The organism is Microbispora sp. CA-102843 (assembly GCF_050936215.1).
In the GTDB taxonomy this organism is placed as follows: domain Bacteria; phylum Actinomycetota; class Actinomycetes; order Streptosporangiales; family Streptosporangiaceae; genus Microbispora.
On record NZ_JBNJNF010000001.1, the window covers coordinates 6,076,165 to 6,095,583 of the forward strand.

The window sequence follows — 19,419 nt, forward strand, 5'->3', positions numbered from 1 at the left end:
TCCGCTGGAGCGGGCGGGTGCATGGGCCTGATCGGCAAGGGCTTCTCCCATCGGGATGAGGGTGACGGTTTGTCCGGCGCAGATACGGTGGTCAGCGGTCGCCGGGGCGACGACAGGGCGACATCGCTAGGCCGGGGAAGGCATCAACGGACTGGATCTCCCGGAGCACCAGGTGCCGGGGTAGGCGTTCGGCGGCTGCGGCGAGAAGCGAGGCGGGGTCGGGGCGGTGGGCACCCTCCCCACGCACGGTGCTGAACACGTACTGTCCGGCGGCGGCGATCGGGTCGTCGGGGTCGGGCCTGACCTGCACATCCCGGAAGCCCACCGCCGCCAGTTGCCGGAGCCATTCGGTGCGGGTGAGGAAGACCCGGTCCTGCCCCTCCCGCAGGTCGGCGAATCCGGCGAGGGGCTCCTCGGGCCGCGGCGACATCAGGAAATGCATCGAGGTCGAGACCAGGTGATGCTCGATACAGGACTCGAGCAGCACCAGCGTCCCTCCGGGGACGAGCAGTTCACGGATCGCCGCCAGGGTTCGGCCCGTGTGGCGGGCGTTGTGCAGGACGTTCGCCGCCAGGACGATGTCGAAGGGAGCCTCGTCGCCGCACTGTGTAGACGACAACTGGGCAGACGACAACTGGGCGGACGACAACTGGGCGGACATCGTGGCGTTGATGTCCAGCAGGGCATAGCGCATTCCGGGCATGTGGCCGAACCGCTCGTGTGCGGCGTCCAGGAAGAAGCCGGAGACGTCGGTGAAGAGGTAGTCGAGGGGGACATGGGCGAGGGCGTCGAGGACGAATTCCGTGGTGGCGCCGACCCCCGCCCCGATTTCCAGCACGCGCAGCCTTCCCTGCGCATCGCGGGACCGGGACGCTGTCGCGACGGCAGCCGCCGCGAGCGCGTTGAGGTGGCGGCTGACCAGGTTGTCCCGATAGTTGCCCTGCGCCGTGCCGGTCTCCCCTCCCGGGAAAAGTAGCGACTGCAGACTGATCTCGTCGCGTACCAGATTCGGCAGACTCCGAAGGGCGGTCTGGAAGAACCGGCCCATCTCCGCCGGATACCCCATGCCTCGTCGCCCGGTCTCCAGGTTTCGCATCGCCGCGGCCAACTCCGGGCGCGACACCGGGCGCAGCCCGTGATGTTCTCCTCCCTCGCAGCGGAGCATTCCTTCGCGGGTCAGAGCGGCGAGCCAGCGACGGACGATCCAGTGATGGCGAGGGGCCGCCCCGAGCGCGCTGAGGATATCTCCGGTGGAGTACGAGCGGCCATCGCCGAAGAGCCCGGCGCGGTGCAGGGTGTGGGCCATGGCCAGCAGGGCGGCGTGGTCCATGGATGCCAGGCAGTCGGGTACGGCATGAGCGTCGCGGAGGGGACGCGTCCTGGCAATGGGTTCCAGGGGGAGAGGGCTTTCCGGGGGTGCTGTGCCGCCGGTCGTGGGCGCCGCCCCAACCCCGCGGACCAGCGCCGCCGGAGCCACTTCCCCACCCTCTGCAATGAGAAAGACCTGTGCTTCGGCCACCTCCGGCAGCGCTTCCAACGCGCTGCGGATTCGTACTGAATCCTCGGTTGTGAAGGGAACGTCAGGCGTGCGGGAATCAGCGGACACCTGCGGTCACATCCGTTTCCAGGCTGATCTGCGGGAGACGCGCGCCGGGAAGAGCCGACCGTAGGTGGTCGTGCAGCACTTCGGGGAGGCGGCGTGCCACGAAGACGGGCAGCGGCTCGTGGATGAGAGAGCCAGGGTCGGCGCAGTCAGCCAGCGCGGCGACGCTTTCGGCCACGACTCGACCGGCCAAGGCGGGCAGTGCGACGGCGAGGCGGGCGGGGTCGGCCGGGTCGAGGAGAACCGCCCCAGTACCGATGCCGTCCGCTCTGTTCGTGAGGGACTCGGCGAGGGCGTGCGGCGTGATCGCATCCGGCGCGTCGTCCAGGAGGGCGTTGCGGATGCCGGTCTGCAGCCCTTGGGCCTCGAGGAGGCCGCGGTCTGGTGTATGTGGCGAGAGCTGCCATGTGGCGGACGGGGACTCCGGGGGGCCGACATGGAGCACCAGGTCATAGCGGTAGCGGGTGAGTTCGGTGTCCTGCGCCATGGTGCGGGCATGGACCGCCAGTGATACGCGGCGGCCCGCTTCGGTGGCGATGCGCGCGATCAACCGGGGGTCGATCAGCATCTCCTCTTCCAGCGCGGCACGGCGCGCCGCTCGCCACTCGATCTCCTCAGGAGCGGCCGAAGGGTCCTTGGCGCGCTCGACCCAGCGGCAGTAATGGGTGAGGAGTCCCGCATGACGGACATCGCCCACGATGACGGTCCCGCCGGGGGCGACGAGATCGATGGCGTCGAGCAGCACAGCTCGCAGATAGCCCAAGTCGGGGAAACACTGGGTGACCGAGTTCAGCAGCACGCAGTCCGGCCGCACGCCGGGCCCCATGGCCTGGGTCAGGGTGCGGGTCACCTGCTCGGAGCGGGCTTCGTGAGCGGCGGCGAGCACGACGGCGGTTCCCGGATCCCGCACGGCTGAGAGGCGTTCGACGGCGGCGACGGAGACGTCCGTACCGACGTATGCCGTGAGATGGTCGCGCAGCGCGTGCAGCAGCAGCCCGCTTCCGCAGCCGAGTTCGAGCACCCGGGTCGGGCGGCAGCTCAGCACCAGGTCGGTGGTGCGGCGCAGCCAATCGGTCATGTGCGCGGTCGGCAACGGAAGGCCGGTGTCGGACGCGCGCCAGCCGGACAGGTCGAGCCCCGCCGAGTGACGTCCCTCCGCGCTCTCGTACACCCAGTCGTAGACGTCGCTCCAGTGCTCCAGGAACTCGCGCAGCAGGGCACCAGGGACAGGACGTACGGCGAGGGTCTCCGGGGCGGGGGTCACCACGATTCCGTCGGGGCCGGGACGGGCGCCGCCCACCCACGGATGGGTGAGCAGCGGGTCGAGCAGCGGCTCGAAGGTCGTTTCATCGGGCACGTGTTCATTACGCACGGGAGTCCTCCGTCGGATCGGCGTGCGGGGTGAGGGACGGGACGGTGACGGGTGTGGCGCCCGTCAGGTCGTGCAGGGCTCCGGCGCCCAGGAAGAGGACGCGGTCCGCGCGGCCGGCGACGGTGCGGTCGTGCGTGGCCATCAGTACGGCCAGTCCCTCGGCGCGGAGCACGTCCAGAAGGTCGAGCACGCCCGCGGCGGTGCCGGCGTCCAGCGCCGAGGTGATCTCGTCAGCGAGGAGCACGGCCGCGCCGGGAGCCAGGGCACGGGCCAGGCAGACCCGTTGACGCTGGCCGCCGGAGAGCCGTCCTGGGCGGAGGCGGGCGTGCGCGGCGTCCAGCCCCACCTCGGTCAGGAGGCGCAGCGCCTCCCGGCGCGCGGGCGCCCGATTCAGGCCCGCGAGGGTACGCAGGGGGCGGGCCACCGCGGTGACGGCGCGGTGTGCGGGGTTCAGCTCGTCCTGGGGGTTTTGGCCGACGAGCTGCACACGGCGCAGTTGGACGCGGTCGCGGTCGGCGGCGTGCGGCGGCAGCACGGTCGGCTGGCCGCCGCTGCCGGGCGGCGTCAGGACCACGGTTCCGGCGGCGGGCGGATGAAGGCCGGCCAGGGCATGCAGGAGGGTGCTCTTGCCGCTGCCGGAAGGACCGAGCAGCGCGACCGACTCTCCCGAATGCAGCGTCAGGTCGGCGGCGGCGAGGAGTGGCGGCCCGCCCGCCGGATGGTCGAGCCTCAGCCCGCGTACGTCGAGGACGGGGGGCCCTCCGACGCCGCGTCGGCGGCGAGGGACGGGACGGTCCACAGCGGGTGGGGGCGAGCAGGCGAACTCGACCACGTCGTCGGCCAGTTCCGCCACCAGCTCAGGGTTGTGGGTGACCAGGACCGTGACGCAGGCGGAGCCACCGCGGCGGCGGCGAACGGCCTGGACGACGAGCCGGACGCACTCCGCGTCCAGGCCGCTGGTCGGCTCGTCGAGCACCAGCAGCGGCGGGTCTCCGGCGAGGGCGCGTGCCAGTGCCGCCCGTTGTGCCTGACCGCCGGACAATCGGCCGGGTGACCTGCCGTGGAGCTCCGGAGCGAGCCCGAGCCGTTCCATAAGAGCGGCCGCCTCGCGGTCTGCCGGCATAGGGGACGCCCGGTCGGACAGAGCTTCGGCGACCTGTTGGAGCACGGACCGCCGCGGATCGAGGGCCGAGGCGGGATCCTGTCCGAGCCAGCCGACCTCGGCGAGGCGCCAGCGGCGCCCGGCGCGTCCGGCAGGTACGGGGCTACCCTGCCACCGCACCGCTCCGGACGCGATTCGCAGGCCGGGAGGCAGGCAGCCGAGCATGGCCCGCAGGGCCGTGGTCTTACCGCTGCCCGAGGGGCCGGTCAGGGCGAGGACCCGGCCGGGGGCGGCATGCGTGTCGAGACCGTCGACGATCACGCGTTCCGCGAGGTCGACGACGCGTAGGCGCCGGGCACGGAGCCCGTCCCCACTGGTTTCTCCGGTGGACGCCCTCACCATGTCTCTCCTGTTCCGAAGGCGCGGCGGGCCCCGGTGTGCGCCGCGGCGGCGACGGTCAGGGCGAGCACGGCGAGAAGCAGGGCGGGAACGACGAGGGCGGCGGGGTTGAGTGCCGCCCCGGGCAGGTTCTCCCTGAGCATCACGGCCCAGCTTCCGGCTGATGACACAGTCCCGGCAGCTGAGACGGTGCCGAAGCCGAGCACGGCGAGTGCGGACGCCAGTTGGAGCGCGGTGACGAAACGCAGCCCGACGTCGGCCGCGAGCAGCCCAGCCATGGCGGGCATCACCTCCCGCAGGAGCACCGCACCGCCGCGTTCGCCGCGCAGCCGGGCGGCTCGGACGTACCCGGAGCCCCGGATGCTCGCGGCCGCGTCCTGGGCGACGCGCAGCGTCAACGGCGCACCGGCCAGCACGGTGCCCGTGACAACGGCGATGTCGCCGGGCAGGGACACCGCGAGCAGAAGAGCGGGCAGGAGCACCGGTACGGCGATCATCAGGTCGGCCGCCGCGTTCAGCGTCCGGGAGCCTGCCCATCCGGCGGCGAGCCCCGCCAGAGCGCCGGCGAGCGAGGCGGCGACGGCGGCCAGAAGCGAGACAGCCAGCAGGTGTCTTCCCCCGGCCATCGCGCGGGACAGGACGTCGCGGCCGAGCACGTCGGTGCCCAGAAGGTGATCGGAGCCGCCCGCCGCCCACGGGCCGGCCACCGGGGCGGCCGGATCGTACGGCGCCAGGGCGGGCCCGAGCAGGATAGCCGTGACGAGGAGAACGCCCGCCACGACGGCGACTCGGCTGAGCATGCGTCTCATGACCGCATCGCCTCTTTCCATCGAAGGACAGAGCCGTGTGGCGGTGCGGCGAGGTCGGCGACGAGCAGTAGGGCGAGCACGGCCGCGCCGGAGCCCACGCCGATCAGCTGGACGACGGGGGTGTCGCGAGATGCGACGGAGCCGACGAGCAGCTCGCCGACCCCCGCATAGCCGAAGACGGTCTCGACCAGGGCGGTGCCCGCGGTGAGTCCGCCGACCACAGCGGCGAGCACGCGCCACGCGGGAGCCGCCAGGACGGGCACCACCTGCCGGACGAGGATGCGGAACGTGGGGACGCCGCGGATCCGGGCGTCGGCCACGTGAGGTGCTCGCAGCGCGTCGGCGACGGCCCCGCTCAGCAGCGCGACGGCGAAGGCCGCCGACGGCAGCGCCAGCGTCAGTACGGGGAGGACGAGGATCGCGGGTTCGATCAACGGATTGCCGCCGGCCGGCAGCAGGGATACCGGCGGCACCCAGCCCAGGACCCCGCTGAGCAGCGCCGCCAGCCCGGCCGCCACCACCACCTGCGGTATCGCGGTCAGCCCGGCCGCCAAACCGCCGGGAGAGGTCCCTGGACGGCGCAGCACCCGGCGCCCCACGACCGCGCAGCCCAGCAGGATGAGCGGAACCGTCGCCGCGAGCGCCGCGGTCATCAGCACCAGGGTGGCCTGCAGCCGCTGCCCGACCAGGTCCGCCACGGGGCGGCCGGTGAGCAGGGACCTGCCGGCGTCACCGTGGAGCAGTCCCCACACCCAGACCGCCCAGCGCTGCCAGGCGGGCCTGTCCAGCCCCTGCTCCGTTCGCAGCGCGGCGAGCTGCGCGGCCGAGATCCGGCCCCCGCCCAGGGCGTCGGCGGCGTCACCGGGCAGGAGCTCGGTGATGGCGAACACCAGGGCGGAGGCGGCGGTCAGGAGGACGGCGGCCCGCGCGACGGCGCGGACCAGGCCAGGCAGCCGCATCGGTCACCCCGTCGTGCCTGGAGCGGCGAGCCGCACGGTGTCGAGGAAGAGGCGCTGGAATCCCGGCCCTGTCGGCAGCCCGCGGACTGACGGGGAGGTCAGGTCGAGGCCGTCGCCGAGTCCCCAGACGACGTATCCGCCGTCCTTCCACAGCTCCTTCTGCAGCGCGCCGAGCCGCTCGTTCCGCGTCGCGTCGTCGCCGACGGCGAGCGCCTCGGTGAAGGCCGCGTCCCATGCGGGGCGTTTCCACGCGGTCTCGTTGGTGGGAGACGCCGACATCAGAGCCACCCGGGCCACGTCGGTGAAGGGGATGCCGCCGAAGTAGCCGGTGTAGAAGTCGGCCTTGCCCCACACGGTGGTGAAGTAGGTGTCCGGCGGATCGTTGCTGACGGTGGCCCTGACGCCGATGTCGGCGAGCTGCCGCGCGTAGAGGGCGGCTGCCGTGTCCATGCCCGGGTACGAGGTGGTGGTGTGCAGGGTCACGCGCAGGCCGTCGGCGTGCCCGGCCTCGGCCAGCAGCTTCTTGGCTCGGTCGAGGTCCCGGGGCCGCTGGGCCAGGTCCTTGGGGTACGAAGGATCGTAAGGGGTGGGCAGGTCGTTGGCGATCCGGCCGAAGCCGAGGAACACCGTGTCGACCAGTGCCTGGCGGTCGGCGGCCAGTTTGAAGGCCTCTCGTACGCGCGGGTCGTCGAAGGGCTTGCGGTCCAGCCGCATCACGAAGGGGTACTCGGTGACCGCCGGCCTGCGCACGACCCGTACGCCGGCTCCGCTGGACTTCGCAGCCGCGGGGTTGACACTGCCCGCGACGTCGGCCTGGCCCGCGGCTACCGCCGCCGCGCGGGCCTGGGGATCGGCGACCGCCCTGATCTCGATCGCGTCGAGGCGCGGTCGTTCACCCCACCAGCCGGGATTGCGCTTCACCACGGCGGTCTGCCCGTCCATGCTGTCCAGCAGGTACGGACCCGAGCCGGGCACCGGCTTGGTGAAGTCGTCGCTGCCTTCGGGCACGACGAAGGTCACCGACTCCAGCGCCTCAGGAACGAGGGCGTTGGGGGCTCGGCTGACGAGCACAATGGTGTGGTCGTCGGGCGCGGTGGACGCCTGGGTGTCGAACTGGGCCAGACGTCCGTAGTTCTCGGTCGCCTTGCGCTCGATGCGGCGCAGCGAGTAGAGCACGTCCGCGGCGCGGACCGGCCGCCCGTCAGTGAACTTGGCTTCCGTGCGCAGCCGCAGCGTCCAGCGGGTGAGCGTGGAGTCCGGTTTCCAGGATTCGGCGAGGCGAGGCTTGGCGCGGCCGTCGTCGCCGGGGACGGTCAGTACGTCGTAGAGCAGGGCGAAGCGCAGGGCGTCGGACTCGTTCGCGAGCCCGCCGTGGGGGTCGTTGCCGGCAGTGGCCGGGCTGCCGGCAATCACATAACGCAGGGTGCCGCCGTCCTGCACGGCGGTCCCGATGCTGGCGGAGGCCGACGGACGTTCAGCCGTTGCGGAGCAGCCGGCGAGAAGTGCCGCGACGGCGATCAGCGCGACGGGCACGGTACGGCGCAGCGGACCGCCGGCGCCCGTCCTGGGGCGATGTATGGGCATGTTTCCTCGGAATCTGAGCCAGAGAGGTGAGTCGGTGGGTTCAGCGCGGAGCGAGTGCCTCGTCGAGTAGCGCGGCGATCCGGTGCACGGCGGGCCCGCGGAGCAGGGCGTAGTGGTGGGCGTCGACCGGCTCGATCCGGATCGGCGCGGCCAGGAACGGGCCCCAGCCGAGGTCGTCGATGCCGGTGACGTCATCGACGCCCATGCCTACCCCGGCGTTACGCGGTGAGGGCCGGGTGGCGCGCACAAGTACGGTGCGGGTGGTCCGCCCGCCGAACCTGCGGGCACCGTGGTGGCCCAGGATCCGCAGATGCCGGGTGAAGACATCGATCCGTTCCGCCGCCGAGTCGTGGGCTCCCAGCAGTTCGGCCCGCCGCAGCAGGCCGGAGACGACGTCGAGGCGTCGTCCGGCGGGCAGCGCGGCCAGCTGCTCGGCCAGGTCGGGCGCGGACACGTCAAGGTCCAGGTCGTCGAAATCAAGGTCGTCGAAATCAAGGTCGAGGAACGCCTCCAGCGAGCGGAGGAAGCGAACGGCGGCGTGCGCCTGTTCCTCGTCCGGGTTCTCGCCCGGCAGCGGCCGGATGCGGTCGGGCACATTGGAGTCGAGCATCGCCAGCAGTTCCACCTCCTCCCCCGCCTCCTCCAGGTGGCAGGCCATGAGCTGGGCGAGGGTGCCGCCCATCGACCAACCGCCGAGTGCGTACGGACCGGACGGCTGCCACTCCCGCACGGCCTGGACGTACAGGCCGGCGAGTCCTTCGATGTCGTCCGGTGGGCGCAGCCCGGCGAAGCGGGGATCGGTCAGCCCGACGACGGGCCGGTCCGTGGTGAGCAGCCGCGACAGTTCGGTGTAGCAGAGCACGTCCCCGCCGGAGGGGTGGATCAGGAACAGCGGCCGCGGGTGGGCGCCTTCACGCAGTAAAAGCGTCAGGTCGGCGGTGGAGTAGCCGGGCGGGATCGGCCGGAGGCTGCCCTCGACCGCGTCGCCGGCGCCCTCGGTCGTCTGGTCGTGCCGCGCTTCCTCGGTCTCGCCGTCCCCCCAGGCCGAAGGGTCGTCGGCCAGCCGGCGCACCGCCGCCACGTAGGCGGCGAAGGCGGCGTCGGCTTCCTGCGGCGGCAGGACGGTCTCGGCCACGTCCCACTGCAGGAGCAGGCCGTCGTGCTGGACGAAGGCCTGGTGATCCAGCCATACCTGCGGGGTCTGGCTGACCCCGTACACGGGTGTGCCGACCCAGTCGAGGTCGTGGCCGTCGCCGAGCATGTCGTCGAGGCCCAGCGCGCTGGTGAACACGATCGGTGCCTGCGCGAGGTGGCCGGTCCGCGCCGACTTCTCGGCCAGCACGTCGAGCGCCGAGAAGTCGCGGTGGTCGAGGTCGTGGAACAACCGCCGCTGAGCGGTGCGCGCACGGACGGCGAACGGGGCAGGCGGGCCCGTGCGGTCCACCTCGTGGAGCAGCAGCGAGGTGAAATCGCCAACGACGCCGCCGACGTCGGGATGGATCTGCGGCCGGTCGAACAGGGTCAGATTGACAGAGAAACGCTCGCTGCCCGACCAGACGTGCAGGGCGTCACCGTACGCGGCGAGGAGCACGGCGGTGGGGGTGAGACCACGGCGGGCGGACTCGTGCCGCAGTCGCCCCCAGGTGTCCGGGGGCAGGAAGGCGCTGCGCCGGGCGAAGCGGGGTGGCCGGTCGTCGTCCCGCGCCGGCAGGGCCGGCGGCCCGGGCAGGTCGTCCATCCGCGCGCGCCAGTAGGTGGCGGCCTCCTCCCATGCCGGGCCCCTACGCCGCTCCTCCATCGCGTGGACACACGCGGCGAAGTCCGTGCCCAGTGGCGGGAGCTCGACGTCCTCGTGTTCGTAGAAGAACCGCAGTTCACGGTCGAGCAGCAGGTAGCTGGCTGTGTCACAGACCAGCACGTCCACTCCGATGAACAGGCGCACCACGTCGCCGGGAAGGCGGGCGGCGCGTATCTCTACCAACGGCCACCGATCCGGGCGGGGCGTGCGATGGGACAGTTGTTCACGCAGGGCCGCCAGGCGTGCGTCCCGCTGCTCCTCTTCCAGCTCGCGTAGGTCGTGCACCCGGATCCGGTAGGTGGGCACACTGTCCAGAATGCGGTTCCGTCCCTCCGGTGTGATCACCGCGCGGAGCATCGGGTGACGGGCGATCACCATGTTCCAGGCGCGCTGGTAGCGCTCGACGTCGAGACCGGGACAGTCGTACTCCAGGAAGAAATGGCAGGCGGTGCCACCGTTGCGGTAGCCGCCGCCACCGCCGATCCAGTAGGCGTGCTGAACGCGGGTCAGCGGGAAGTCCACGACGGGACCGGCAGGGGCCGGCAGCAGGGTCGTGAGGGCCGATCCGCCGAGTGGAGCACTGTAGGGGACACCGCCGGGCGGGGTCGCCGGAGCCGCGGGCGCCTGGCCAGGAGCCCTGATGTCTTCGGGAGTTCCAGTGTCTTCGGGAGTTCCAGTGTCTTCGGGGGTGAGGAGGGCGGCCAGGGCGGCGACGGTCGGCCGGGCGAGCAGGTCGCTCAACCGCAGTGCGACGCCGTGATCGTCCGCGAGCCGGGCCAGCATCCGGGTGGCGAGCAGCGAGTGTCCGCCGAGCGCGAAGAAGTCGGCACCCCGGTCGTCCACGGCGAATCCGAGCAGGTCTGTCCACAGCGCGGCCACGGCGCGTTCGGCCGGGCTCCACTCGTCCTTCTCGCCTGTGTCGGACCGCTGTCCCGCGGGGGTCGCCGCGGAGGCGCGTGCCGGTGCCGACGCGTCATGCGCGAGGCGTGCGGCCAGGCCGGTCGGCGAGACCGCCACCGTCGGCGGCAGGCTCCCGTCGGCCGCCGCCGCGAGAAGCCGGTCGAGGGCGCGCATGCCGTCCTCTGCACCGATGGAATGCGCCGAGGCGACGGTGCGTTCGCGACCGGCCGGACCGACCCGCCAGCCGTCCCACGCGATGCTGATCCAGCGGCTGCCCGTCTCGCCGGACCGGCTCCGCTGTTCGGCGATCGCGTCCAGAGCCCGGTTGGCGGCCGCGTAGGCACCGAGACCGAGACCGCCGACCGCGGCGGTGGCGGACGACATCAACAGTACGGTCGCGGGCCGGAGAGCGACCGGCAGTGTCTCGATCGCCTCACGAAGGGCGACGGCCGTGCCGACCTTGGCGCGGGTGTGCGCGGCGGCAATGCTGTGCTCCGCCTCGCGCAGTGGCGCTATGCCGGCGGACGCTACGACTCCGGCACCGTGGACCACCAGGTCCAGCCGCCCATGACGTTCCGCGACCGCACGGAGCAGGGCGCTCGTCGCCCGGGTGTCGGCGGCATCCGAGACCATGATCTCCACTGACAGGCCGCGGTCGGCAAGGCGGTCGAGCCAGGCCCGGCGCTCAGCGTCCCGGCTGCCGGACGCGGAGTGCTCGGGGACCCCGGTACGGGACGTCAGCACGACCCGCGTTCCCCGACCGGCCAGGTGCTCGGCCATGGTGAAGCCGACGTCGCCCAGGCCACCCAGGATGACCGCCACGGCAGGCGGCCCCGCTGTCGACGAGTCCGGGACCGGCGGGGCCGCCGGTCGCCAGGGCGCGAAGGAACGCAGCCAGCGTAGGCCGCCGCGGGCTGCGATCTCTGCCGCGGCGGGGCCGGGCTCGGCCGCGCCGCCGGACGTCCGGGACTCCGCCGCCACGAGGTCGGCCGCCTCCGCCGCCACCGCCCGGGCGTCGACGCCTCCGGCCGGGAAGTCGACCGACCGCCAGCGCAGGCCGGGCGTCTCCTGGGCGAGGACCCGGGGCAGCGCCCTTACTGCCGCCGCGACGGGATCGACCTGGTCGGCGCTTTCCACGCGTTCGCCGCCGGCGGTCACCAGCAGGAGCCGGAGCGGAGGGCGCTCCTGCGCGGCGAGCAGCGCGGCGAAGCGGGCGACGTCCGTGACCGCGTCGGCGACTCGCCCGTCCAGGCCGGGCTCGTGCTCGTCGTACGTCGCTGCCGGAGGAGCCAGGACGTATACGGCACCGGCGCAGTCCTTCACCCCATCCGCGAGTTGGGCGGAGGCGACCGGCTCGGCGCCGGCTTCGGCGAGGGCGGTGCGCACGGCGTCCACACCCTCAACCGGGGTTGTGGCGTTTCCGGTCACCAGCCACCGCTCGGCGGGGAGCCGGGGTGCCGGGGCCGGGACGGCGCGGTGCCAGACGGGCACCTGAAATGGCTCGCCGGGGTCCGGCGGCGCGTCGGAGGCTGCGGCGCTCGCCGGAGGATCGATCCACAACCGCCGGCGCCGGAACGGGTGTCCGGGCAGGGCGAGGCGGCGGCGACCGGGCCGGTGCAGGGCCGCGGCATCGAGAGGCACGCCGTGCGTCCAGAGGTGGCCGGCGGTCGCCAGGGCGGCGGCCCGTTCGGGCAGATCCTCACCGGATGCCGGGAAGCTCGCGAAGGCGGCTCTCAGCGCGGGCAGGCCGTGGCGGCGGGCCGCGGTGACCAGCCCGCTGCCGGGCCCGACCTGGACCAGCACCGTGGGAGTGTCCCCGATCGCGGTGCGCACGGCGCGGGAAAAGCGCACGGTCGAGCGCAGATGTCGCACCCAGTGCTCGGGATCCGCCAGTTCGGTGCCCGCCCAGTCGCCGGTGAGTGTCGTGACCAGCGGCACGCGGGGATTGCGCGGGGTCAGTGCCCGGGCGGCGTCCCGCAGTGCGGGCATGACCGGCTCGACCAGCCGGGAATGCGCCGCCGCGTCCAGGTGAAGGCGAGTGGCCTCGACCCCTCGCATGCGCAGCTCGCCGTGGACGCGATCGACGGCGCCGGCGGGGCCGGAGAACACGCAGGCGTCGGGGGCGTTGACCACCGCCAGGTCCAGCTCCCGGTGCTCACGGAGTAGATCGCACGCGGCCTGCTCCGACAGGGACACAGCGAGCATCGCTCCGCCGTCGGCGGCATCCGCCATTCCGGCTGACCGGACGGACACCAGGGAGACCGCGTCGGCGGTCGATAGCGCGCCGGCAGCAACGGCTGCGGCGTATTCGCCGAGGCTGTGGCCCAGGACGGCGTCGGGGACGATGCCCCAGGATGCGAAGAGGCCGGCCGTCGCCACACTGACCGTGAAGAGCGCGGGCAGTCCGATCCGGGGGTCGCGCGCGGCCGCCCGAGCCGCCGGATCGTGGTGTTCGGCGAGGATCAGGTCACGCACGTCCACGCCCAGCAGCGGTGCGAGCAGTTTGGCGCACCGGTCGACGGACTCTGCGAAGACCGGCTCTTCCGCGTACAGGCCGGAACCCATACCCGGGTGCTGGGCTCCCCCGCCGGGGAAAGCGAACACCACTCGGGGAGCAGTGCCGGGCACGGTTGAGGGCACCGCCGAACGCAGCATCCGTGCGGCGTCGTCGGGACCGGTCACGGCGGCGGCGAGGCGGTGCTGCAGCGCGGGCCGGCCGACCTGCAGGGTGAAGGCGGCGTCCGCGAGATCCGGCGTGACGGCGGACAGGAAGTCGGTGAGCCGGTCGGTGGATTCGGTGAGAGCCGGGGCGCTGCGAGCGGACAGGAGCATCAGTTGCGGGCGATCGTCGGTGGCGACGGAAGGCCGCTGCGGAGCCTCGCCGAGGACCACATGGCAGTTCGTGCCGCCGATGCCGAAGGCGCTGACCCCCGCGTGACGTGGCCCTTCCCACGACCGAGTGGTGAGGGCAACCTCGAACGGCGAGTCGTCGAGTTCCAGGGCCGGGTTGAGTGGTTCGGCGCCGAGCGACGCCGGGATGACGCCATGATGGACGGCGAAAACGGCCTTGATGAGGCCAGCGATGCCGGCGGCGGAGTTGGCGTGACCGATGTTGCCCTTGACCGAGCCGAGGGCGCACCAGGCGGGACCGGCCCCGCCGAAGACCTTGCGGAGGGCGGCGACCTCGACGGCGTCCCCGAGCGGGGTGGCGGTGCCGTGGGCCTCCACGTAGCCGACGCGGCGTGGGTCGACCCCCGCGACGGCGAGCGCTTCGGCCACGACGCGCGCCTGCCCACGCACCGACGGCGCGGTGAAGCCGACCTTCTCAGCGCCGTCGTTGTTCGTCGCGGAGCCGAGCAGGACGGCCAGCACCCGGTCACCGTCGGCGAGCGCATCCTCCAGGCGGCGCAGGACGACGACGCCCACGCCCTGGGTGAAGACGATGCCGCTACCGGCCGCCGAGAACGGGCGCACCCTGCCGTCCACGGAGAACATCGCGTCGGGCACGTGCAGGTAGCCGAGCCCTTGTGGCACGGTGAGCGAGACACCGCCGGCGAGGGCAGTGTCACACTCGCCGTGGAGCAGCGCCTGGGCGGCCATGTGCACGGCGACCAGTGAGGTCGAACAGGTGGTGTTCACGGCGACCGCGGGTCCGGTGAGCCCGAGCCTGTAGGCAGCCTGGAGCGGGAGGTAGTCGGCGACGGTGGCCATCGCCGTCTGCAGGCTGCCGACCGGGTCGGCGCCGCCGCCCGTGGGGTCGTACCGATCGTGGAGGTTGGCCATGAGGTAGGCGCTGTGGGCGGCTCCGGCGTACATCCCGACCGTGCCCGCTCCCGTGCCGCCCCCATGGCCGGCGTCTTCGAGCGCCCGCCAGCAGCACTCCAGGAAGAGCCGTTGCTGCGGATCGGCGAGTGCCCCCTCCGCCTCGGTCATGCCGAACACGTCGGGATCGAAGAGGTCCTGGCCGTCGATGAGGCCGCCGACGGGAACGTATCCGTCCCGCCGGAGCAGGGACGGATCCGCTCCTCGGGCGAGGAGCTCATCCGAGGAGAACCGGACGAGTCCCTCCCTGCCCTCGACGAGCAGGCGCCAGAAGGACTCCGCGTCGGGCGCGCCGGGGAAGCGACAGGCCAGACCGACGATCGCGAGGGCGTGCTGCGGAGTGCTCAACGGGCCACCTCCTCGGCATGGGCACGGGCCCGCAGCCGGGAGCCCCCCGGCGTACGTCCGGCCGGCGGTGACGGGGCCGTGGAGGCACCGGACGCCTCCGGTGGGGTGGAGGCACCGGACGCCTCCGGTGGGGTGGAGTCCCCGGGTTCGTCGGCCTTGGGCGAGGTCTTGAAGATGTGTGCCGCCAGCGCCCGTGCCGTGGGCCGCTCGAACAGGTCCAGGACCGACAGATGCGGGGCGACCTCCTGCCGCAGCCTGCGGTGGGCGAGCACCAGGGTCAACGAGGTCGCCCCAAGCTGGAAGAAGGGAGTCTGCGGGTCGACCGGCTGGTCGAGCAGGTCTTCCAGGACCGCGGTCACCGCGGCGAGCACCGCCGAGTCGCTCTGCTCGCCCGACGCCCCCTTCAGAGACGTGAGCTCACGGTCTTCGGCTGACGCCGTGTCTTCAGAGGACATCGGGAGCCGGGGAGCGTGGCCGGGAGCGGGCGAGAGGGGCTGGGCGGCGCGTAGCTCTATCAGGGCTCCCGTTGCCAAATCCTGGCGTAGCGGCACATTGGCCGACTTGGCCGCCTGGGCGGCGGTACGGCTGAGCTCGGCCGCGGCTGACAGCGCCTCGACTGGGCCGAGCGATCCCGGACGCACCGTCAGCGCTACCTCCAGGCCGTGTTCCGCGGCGGCCAGCAGCACCTTTCCCGCCCATCCGGCGACGTCCGGCGGGAGCGAGGCGTCCGGAGCAGCCTCGTCGGCCTGCGGCTCGGCCGTCGCCGTCGTTTCTCGCGTCGCGCGTGCGTACGGGTTGGGGAGTGCGGCGTGGTCTACCTTGCCGTTCGCCGTCACCGGCAACCGGTCGAGGACGACCAGCCGGGCGGGCACCATGTACGACGGCAGCCGTTCCCGCAGCCTGGCGGTCAACCGATCCTCGGACGGCGCCGTCTCTCCCTCCTTCGCCACGATGTAGGCGGCCAGCCTCGGTCGGCCGTCGGACCCGGGTACGGCGGCGGCGACGCACGCCCGCACACCGGGCTCACGTGCGAGGACGGTCTCGACCTCGCCGAGTTCGATGCGATGTCCACGAATCTTGACCTGCCGGTCCACCCGCCCCAGAAATTCAATCGTCCCGTCCGGGCGCCAGCGGCCGAGGTCGCCCGTGCGGTACAGCCGCTGTAAGAGGACTGGATGTGTCGCGAACCGCTCGGCGGTCTGCTCGGCGTCCCCGACATAGCCACGGGCAAGGCCGTCGCCGCCGATGTACAGCTCGCCCGTCTCGCCCAACGGCACCGGGACGCCCCGCTCATCGAGGATCCGGAACCACTGACCCCGTAGGGCACGGCCGTACGGGATGCTGCGCCATGCCGGATCCACCTCCCGCACGGGAAAGCAGATCGACCAGATGGACGCCTCGGTGGCGCCGCCCAGGCTGAAGAACTCTGCCTGCGGCGCGAGCGCGCGCAGCCGCTCCGGAAGGGTGACGGGAATCCAGTCACCGGACAGCATCACCAAACGCAGCGACCGCAGCTGGCGGCGCGCCGCGACGGGGTCGAGCTCGGCGTACTCCACGAGCATCTCCAGCAGTGCGGGGGCGGTGTTCCACACCGTGACCGCGTGCCGGTCGATCAGATCCAGCCAGTGCTCGGGATCACGTTGCCGGGCGGCCTCCGGGAGCACGAGCGCACCGCCGGCGCCGAGCACGCCGAACACGTCGAAGACAGACAGGTCGAAGCTGAGCGCCGACAGCCCGAGCACCCGATCCCGGGAGCCGATCGAGAACCGGTCGACGATGTCGTCCACGGTCGTGCGGGCCGCGCGGTGCTCGATGGCGACGCCCTTGGGTGTTCCGGTCGAGCCGGAGGTGAAGATGGCATACGCCAGGTCGCCGCCTGAGGGCCGCTCACCGGCCCATGCCTCGCGTGCGCCCTCGGCGGCCACGGGTGAATGGACCACGACGTTGCCGGGCCAGCGCAGCGGGTCGTCGTCGGTCGCTATCGCGTGCCCGATTCCGGCGCGCTCACACACCGAGGTAACGCGGGCCGCGGGCCAGGCCGGTTCCACCGGGACGTACCAGGCGCCCAGGGCGGCGACCGCCAGGACCGCGGTGATCTGGTCGAACCCCTTGTCGAGAGCGACGGCCACCGGCGTCCCAGCCGTGACACCTTGCGCCGCGAGCCGCGCCGCCAGCCGCCCGGCCGCCTCCGCCATCTCGCCGTGGGACATCTGGGACTTCCCCGGCCCGAGCAGGGCCGGCGATGCGGGTTCGCGCCGCGCCGCCTGGATCCACGGATCGTCGAGCAGCGGCCCGGCACCGGGAAAGGCGTCACAGTCGAGCGCCTCATCCGCGTGGAAGCCGGGGTCGGCCGCCAGCGTCGTGGAGGACCACTCCACCGGATCGATCAGCCGGCGCAGCAGGCGCACCTCAGCGTCGAGACACCCTCGGACCCAGTCTGCGGGGAGCGCGTCCACGGCGTCCCAGGCGATCCTGAGCGGCCCGCCGTCGTCGCGCACGATGTGGTCGAGGAGCACCTGCGGGGTCTGCGAGACGCCGAAGACCTCCTCGCCCAACCAGCTACTCGCCGACTTCCCCTCGGTGAGCCCGACGCCGCTGGTGAACACGACCGGGTGAACCGGGGTGCTGCCCGTGCGGCCCGCGGCGCGCAGGACCTCAACGCCGGATACCGCTCGGTGCTCCAGATCCGCCCAGAATCCGCGGTTCACTTCGGCCGCCCATTCCGCGAAGGTCCACCGCCGCGCCAGGTCCGGCACGGGCACGGCCACCAGAGCCGTGGTGGTGAAGTCCCCGGCCACATCCCGCAGCCCCGGACGGTCGGGACGATCGAAGAGCGTCACGTTCAGACAGAAGGGCTGGGCCGCACCTCGGCGATGGAGGGTGAGGGCGAAGGCGGCGAGCAGCAGACCGGTCGGGCTGAGCCCGTGCTCGGCAGCGCGGGTCCGCACCTGCGCCCACTCCGCCCGAGTGAGCCCGTCTTCGTGCCGGACGAACCTGGGCACGCCCAGATTCTCGATCGCTTCGCCGAGGGGGAGAACCGGCCCCGGCGGGAGGGTCTCCGCCCGTTCCGACCAGTAGGCACCGGCCTTGGCCAGGCGCTCACGCTCCTCCGGGTCGGCAGCTCGTTCCCGGACCAGCGTCGGAAAGTCCGTCGCACAGGGGGCGGGCCGGGCGGTGGGATCGGTGACGAGCTCGCCCCACTGGCGCATGATCAGCAGCCAGCTCGCCATGTCCAGGGCGAGGATGTCCATGCCGACGAACAGCCGGGTCCTGCCGTCGGCCAGCAACGCGGCGTGGACGTCGTACAGCGGCCACGTGTCGGTGGGCCGGAGCTGGTGCGAGCGTTCCGCACGCAGCCGGTCCAGCACGGCGCGAGTCTCGTCTGCGGAGGACGCCCGCAGGTCCGTACGGCCGAAACGGTAAGGGCCGGGTGCGGTGAGGATACGCTGCATGCCGTCGTCGCCCACCACCATCCGCAGCATCGGATGGTGGTCGACCAGGACGTTCCAGGCCCTCTCGAGACGCGCCAGATCCTCCTCCTGGTCGCCCCCCTCCGGCAGCCGGTCGTACTCGAAGTAGAAGAACGTCGCGACTCCGCCCAGTGGGAACGCCGGGTCTCGGCCTACCCAGTACGCCGACTGCACAGGAGTGAGCGGAAAGGGTTCGCCCTGTGTCTCGGCCGGGCCGTTCTCTGTGATCCGCTTCGCGATGGCCCGCACGGAGGCGTCCCCGAGGAAGGAGGCGATGGGGAGGTCCACCCCCGTCCGTTCGCGCAACCGGCGGCGCAGGCGGACCGCGGTGAACGACTCGAGCCCCAGCTCCGTCAGCCTGGCGTCGCAATCCACCTCCGCCTCGTCGATTCCAAGGACTTGAGCGACGCATGACACGACCTCGTCCACAAGCGGGCGGGACACATCGATCAGCGAGAGAGGAGTCACAGAGCCTCCACGAGCAGACGGGAGCATCAGCGGACAGAACGACCGAGATCATGTCTAGCAGTGATGAAAATGATTATCAATGCCAATTCTGCTCGACTCGGCGCCGTCGGCGTGCAGGGCCGGCCCCGGCGGATACGGGTGACCCTCGCCTGGAGCGGCGAGTATCGGGGGTGTCAACCAGGCAAGGAGGGCTCACATCGCCTGCTCATGTCAGGCGATCGTCATCGGAGCTTCCAGAAAGGGCAGGATGAAAACGACAATCGTTGTCATTGTCAGGTAGAGTCCACGCATGGATCCGGATAGGCGGACGCTCCATGGTTTAGGCCTCGCCGCGACGGCGCCCCGCCTGCTCGTCTTGCGCTCCCTCCGTCAGCAAGACCGTGCCCGCAGCGCCGGAGAGATCTACGCCGACGTGCAGAACGCCGGCGGCAAGCTGGGATTGACGACCGTCTATCGGACGTTGATCACGTTGTCCGAGGCGAAGCTCGTGCACACGTTCGAGCGCGGCGGCGAGACCGTCTATCGGCTCTGCGGTGAGGGGAACCACCGTCACCTGGTGTGTCGCAGATGTGGCCTGGTCATCGAGGCCGGCGACCTCGACCGCGCCCTTCACCGGCTTCCTGCCGCGGTCGGCTTCCATGTCGAGGAGATCTACGGCGTGTGCACGTCGTGCTGGACAGACGAGACGGAGCCCTCAACGGCCATGCGGTGACCTTCTGTGCCTCCCGCCCCATTGCGGACGATCCAGGTGGCGATGCTAGGTTGAGAATGAAAACCGTTGTCAT

Annotated in this window: 9 protein-coding genes; 1 reads left to right on the forward strand and 8 read right to left on the reverse strand. The window is 72.2% G+C overall.

The window, feature by feature from the left end; translation table 11 throughout:
* Nucleotides 1-91 precede the first annotated feature (91 nt).
* The 8 genes from ACQEVJ_RS28140 to ACQEVJ_RS28175 all read right to left on the reverse strand — a co-directional run bounded on the left by ACQEVJ_RS28140 (nt 92) and on the right by ACQEVJ_RS28175 (nt 18,634).
* Nucleotides 92-1,330: a class I SAM-dependent methyltransferase gene (locus tag ACQEVJ_RS28140; protein WP_433106113.1), complete on the reverse strand. Its 1,239-nt coding sequence runs from the start codon at nt 1,328-1,330 to the stop codon at nt 92-94.
* 265 nt (nt 1,331-1,595) lie between these two features.
* On the reverse strand, nt 1,596-2,960 hold the full coding sequence (locus tag ACQEVJ_RS28145; RefSeq protein ID WP_433106115.1) for a class I SAM-dependent methyltransferase: 1,365 nt from the start codon (nt 2,958-2,960) through the stop codon (nt 1,596-1,598).
* Between the two features lie 7 nt (nt 2,961-2,967).
* Nucleotides 2,968-4,479 carry an ABC transporter ATP-binding protein gene (locus ACQEVJ_RS28150; RefSeq protein WP_433106117.1) on the reverse strand — a complete coding sequence of 504 codons (1,512 nt, stop codon included), beginning with the start codon at nt 4,477-4,479 and terminating at the stop codon, nt 2,968-2,970.
* Nucleotides 4,473-5,285 (reverse strand): ABC transporter permease subunit, encoded by an 813-nt coding sequence (locus ACQEVJ_RS28155; RefSeq protein WP_433106119.1) that lies wholly within the window; start codon nt 5,283-5,285, stop codon nt 4,473-4,475. The genes ACQEVJ_RS28150 and ACQEVJ_RS28155 overlap by 7 nt, the downstream gene beginning before the upstream one ends.
* Complete coding sequence (locus ACQEVJ_RS28160; protein WP_433106121.1) at nt 5,282-6,244, reverse strand: ABC transporter permease; 963 nt, start codon at nt 6,242-6,244, stop codon at nt 5,282-5,284. The genes ACQEVJ_RS28155 and ACQEVJ_RS28160 overlap by 4 nt, the downstream gene beginning before the upstream one ends.
* Nucleotides 6,245-6,247: 3 nt before the next feature.
* Nucleotides 6,248-7,828, reverse strand: coding sequence for an ABC transporter substrate-binding protein (locus tag ACQEVJ_RS28165; RefSeq protein WP_433106123.1), 1,581 nt, complete (start codon nt 7,826-7,828; stop codon nt 6,248-6,250).
* 40 nt (nt 7,829-7,868) lie between these two features.
* Nucleotides 7,869-14,696 carry an SDR family NAD(P)-dependent oxidoreductase gene (locus tag ACQEVJ_RS28170; protein WP_433106125.1) on the reverse strand — a complete coding sequence of 2,276 codons (6,828 nt, stop codon included), beginning with the start codon at nt 14,694-14,696 and terminating at the stop codon, nt 7,869-7,871.
* Nucleotides 14,693-18,634, reverse strand: coding sequence for an amino acid adenylation domain-containing protein (locus ACQEVJ_RS28175; RefSeq protein WP_433106127.1), 3,942 nt, complete (start codon nt 18,632-18,634; stop codon nt 14,693-14,695). Before ACQEVJ_RS28175 ends, ACQEVJ_RS28170 begins: the two co-directional genes overlap by 4 nt.
* Before the next feature lie 289 nt (nt 18,635-18,923).
* On the opposite strand from ACQEVJ_RS28175, the gene ACQEVJ_RS28180 reads away from it, so the two are divergent.
* Nucleotides 18,924-19,346 (forward strand): Fur family transcriptional regulator, encoded by a 423-nt coding sequence (locus tag ACQEVJ_RS28180; RefSeq protein WP_433106129.1) that lies wholly within the window; start codon nt 18,924-18,926, stop codon nt 19,344-19,346.
* The last annotated feature ends 73 nt before the right edge of the window (nt 19,347-19,419 follow it).

What these genes read in the sequence shown, in the direction of transcription:
- ACQEVJ_RS28140 (WP_433106113.1), bottom strand. Translation starts at nt 1,330, where the DNA reads ATGGACCACGCCGCCCTGCTGGCCATGGCCCACACCCTGCACCGCGCC.
- ACQEVJ_RS28150 (WP_433106117.1), bottom strand. Translation starts at nt 4,479, where the DNA reads ATGGTGAGGGCGTCCACCGGAGAAACCAGTGGGGACGGGCTCCGTGCC.
- ACQEVJ_RS28155 (WP_433106119.1), bottom strand. Translation starts at nt 5,285, where the DNA reads ATGAGACGCATGCTCAGCCGAGTCGCCGTCGTGGCGGGCGTTCTCCTC.
- ACQEVJ_RS28160 (WP_433106121.1), bottom strand. Translation starts at nt 6,244, where the DNA reads ATGCGGCTGCCTGGCCTGGTCCGCGCCGTCGCGCGGGCCGCCGTCCTC.
- ACQEVJ_RS28165 (WP_433106123.1), bottom strand. Translation starts at nt 7,828, where the DNA reads ATGCCCATACATCGCCCCAGGACGGGCGCCGGCGGTCCGCTGCGCCGT.
- ACQEVJ_RS28180 (WP_433106129.1), top strand. Translation starts at nt 18,924, where the DNA reads ATGGATCCGGATAGGCGGACGCTCCATGGTTTAGGCCTCGCCGCGACG.